Raw genomic sequence first — 3,491 nt, 5'->3', positions numbered from 1 at the left:
CCTCAGCTTCGTCCAGGTATTCCTGCGGCGTGCCTTGCGTGCGCACGGGGGTTGTCCAGGCCTTCATGACCTGCTCCCGCATCAGCTCCCACATGGCCTTGATTCGCGCGCAGTACGGTGACTCCGGAAGTGTTCGAGCAGACTGGACCGGCACGTCGAATGGGTTTTGCTCGACGATGCTATGGCCGGCTGACCTCATTGTCTTGAGCACTCCGTCAGCCAGCTCCGCGCGGTCAACGGCGCGGAGAGCGCCGGCGATGCGCCCGGCGATGGTCGTGTGGTCGCCGTCGAGAAGGATTCGATTGAGGGCGGAGGTGTCCTTCAGCATGCCGAGCGCGAGTTGCATGGTGAGCGCATCAGCCTGCCAGACATTCGGCGTAGCTCGCACAAGGGCAGCCTCCAGCGACAAAGCGCGCAGGCCCTGGGCCTCGCCGAGTTGGTCTGCTGGAGGCATCTCCTTGACGCGCAGGTCAAACACGGACGTCCCTGCTGGCAAGGTTAGTGCGTTATTGGTGCCCTTGAGCGCGTTCACCTGGATCTGACGCGGAAGCGTGCTCGAGCCTGTGTGCAGTTTCAGGCTGAGTTCGGCGTTGATGTGCCAATCGCTGCCGAAGCGTTCGTCGCAGTAGCCGCGAACGAAGTGCCGCATTGAGGCGAACCAGGTTGTTGTGTCGCCAAGGTCTTCCTCGGGCCGGGAGGGCATGTACCAGCCGCGGATGATTGGACGAAGACGCCCACTCTCGACCAAGCGCTCAAGGTGTGTCCGCGACAGATCAGCGGTGCGAACGACAACGCGGCCTTGCTTTTGAAGGTCGTGGAGCTTCTGAAGCGATGTCGCGAGTTTGACGTTAGGACTGGCCATGTGGGTGCGGCACGTCCGAGGTGCTGTGGCAACTAGCGTAAAAGCCGCTGTGGCATTACACGTTTTATGCGTTGAATTATTACACGTTAAAGCTGCTAAGGCAATTCCCGTCTAGGCCGTAGAAGTTTATGTAAGCCTTTGATTTTAAAGCGTAGAAACAAACCAGGTCGATTGCGAATAGAGTTGCAAATACAAGCCGTATTCGGAAGGGGATTGGCGTAAAGGATGTCCGCTTGGTGTCGCAAGTTCGCGTCCAAGCCGCACTGATTAGCCGCTGGCGTGACGCGAGCATGGCTGCATGTGGGCCGATGGTGGGGATCGGCAGCGGTCATGATGGCCACCCACCCTGGTGCTCGTTGGTGCCGCGACGTCAGCCTGTTGCTAGACGCCGATTCCGGGTGATTACCAGCCACACATTTCCGCATGGGCGCACTGACTGCTTGTTGGAGTCGCCGTCGTTCGACCATTCACTATCGAATGCCTCGACCAGCCTGCAGCGGAAATCCGACCGACGTCCGATCGGCGAGATTGAGGGACAGCCGCCCTGCTGCACCCTCAACAGCCAGGCGTTGACACCACCTACCTACAGCAGGCCAGATGTTGAAGCTAACCTATTGATTTTGTTGGTAGGCCGTATTAGACTTGAACCAATGACCAAAGGATTATGAGTCCCATGACATTGGCATTGGGCATCGTTCCTTTTCGTTGATTCTCTCCATGCAGATCAACGGCTTAGAAGATTTTATTGGTCTTTTATACAGTACCATGTGTTGACTCTTGTTCAACAAAATAGCGATGCAGCGCCTACGCTGCGCCTACTTTTCGCAGCACATGGCGCGCCCCCGGAAGTCCGACATCCCCGACCTGTCCATCCCGCATAACCTCACAGCAGGCCTGATAGACAGGCTCATGTGCCCCGCGGGCATGAAGCAGGCCTTTCTTCGCGACAGCGAGGCGGCGGGGCTTCAGGTGCGGGTCTCGCCGCATGGCGCAAAGACCTTCGTTTTCCAGGCCCGCGTCAACCAAAAGACCATGCGCCGGAAGATTGGCGCCGTCGGCACTTGGACCATCRACGACGCMCGCAAGGAGGCCCGCAACTTGGCCGTGCTGCGCGACCGAGGAGTCGACCCACGCAGCCTAGACCGTCAGCGCGCGGCAGAACGCGCTGAAGCCGCGGCGCGGCAGGCGCTGGCCGGGGTCACCGTCGGGCAGGCCTGGTCGGCCTACGTGAAGGAACGCTCGCCGCATTGGGGTGAACTCCACCGCCGGGATCACGCGCGCAAGGCGTCTCCCGGCGGCGAGACCACCAGTCGGGGCACGCGCGGCACGGGGAAGACTCAACCCGGCCCTCTTCACCCCCTCATGGCCCTGCCCTTGGCCAGCCTTGACGCCGCGACTATTGAAGCATGGGCAGCGCGGGAGGCCGCGTCGCGTCCGACCAGCGCAAGCCTGGCCTGGCGGCTGTTGAAAGTCTTTCTGACCTGGTGCGCCGAACAGCCCGCCTTCGCCACGATCCTCCCGGCCAAGAACCCCGCTAAGACTATGCGGTCCAGGGAAGCCTTCGGCAAACCCGCAGTCAAGGATGACGTGCTTCAGCGGGGTCAGTTGGAGGCGTGGTTCAAGCAGGTTCGCGCCATGCGTAGCGGCGCCATCTCGGCTGCATTGCAGACCATGCTGCTGACCGGCGCGCGCCCCGGCGAGGTTCTTCGTTTGCAGTGGGCCGATATCAACACCCAGTGGAAGAGCATGACGATCCGCGACAAGGTCGAGGGCGCACGCGAGATCCCGCTAACGCCCTACGTCGAGCGCCTGCTCATAGGGCTGCCGCGCGCCAACGTCTGGGTGTTTGCAAGCGCCCGCTGGGTGCCCCCGAGCAAGGCCAGCAAGGGCCGCTGGGAGGACACCAGCGCCACGGGACACATTGCCGAGCCCAACAGCGCGCATACCAAGGCCTGCGAGGCCGCCAAGCTGCCGGGCATGACACTTCATGGCCTTCGCCGCTCCTTCTCCAGCCTGACCGAGTGGCTGGAAGTCCCGGCGGGCGTAGTGGCCCAGATTCAAGGCCACAAGCCCAGCGCCACCGCCGAGAAGCACTACAAGCGGCGCCCTCTTGACCTGCTTCGACTCCACCACGAAAAGATAGAGGCATGGATCTTGGAGCACGCGGCCATTGCTCCCGCAAGCGAAAAGGGCTAATGCTAGTGTTGGCCGAGGCAGGAACAACCGCGTGACCTACGAAGCCATGGCTCACCGCCCATCATTAATACYTTTTCCAATCTTCCGGGATGGGCTTACCCCATGCTTCGTAGATCGGGGAGAACGCAATAGGTGCCTGACCACTCAGTTCAACAGTTTTATCCAGCGCAACTACGCCATCCTTACGGATAATTTCGGCCACAAGACCAATTGGGTCGCCAAGCTGAGTGACCAATGTAGCAGCAAGAAACTCCTTCTTGTCGGGCGCATCTTTGACTCGACGGAAAGGATTCGCCGGGTCATATTCCGCCGACCATATTTCAGATATTTGAGCGACTCCATCCGCACCCCTTCTCTTAACTTCGTGCGCCAGAGCTCTCATAACTAGGTATTTCTCACCATGCTCTGCCACATTCACATGCGACATACCAAT

1 protein-coding gene and 2 pseudogenes are annotated in these 3,491 nt (G+C 60.3%); 1 reads left to right on the top strand and 2 read right to left on the bottom strand.

Translation table 11 applies throughout. The annotated features are described in order from the left end of the window. Window positions 1-703 (bottom strand): annotated as a pseudogene (locus ACXJKR_RS27490) (cell filamentation protein Fic); the annotation flags it as partial. Window positions 704-1,639: 936 nt separating this feature from the next. Between ACXJKR_RS27490 and ACXJKR_RS27485 the strand changes: the two are divergent. After that, window positions 1,640-3,058 carry a tyrosine-type recombinase/integrase gene (locus tag ACXJKR_RS27485; RefSeq protein WP_457325528.1) on the top strand — a complete coding sequence of 473 codons (1,419 nt, stop codon included), beginning with the start codon at window positions 1,640-1,642 and terminating at the stop codon, window positions 3,056-3,058. Between the two features lie 64 nt (window positions 3,059-3,122). Here the strand turns inward: ACXJKR_RS27485 and ACXJKR_RS27480 are convergent. Further along, window positions 3,123-3,491 (bottom strand): annotated as a pseudogene (locus ACXJKR_RS27480) (hypothetical protein); the annotation flags it as partial.

The organism is Roseateles sp. P5_E11, assembly GCF_054049355.1.
This window is presented reverse-complemented; position numbering and strand designations above follow the sequence as displayed.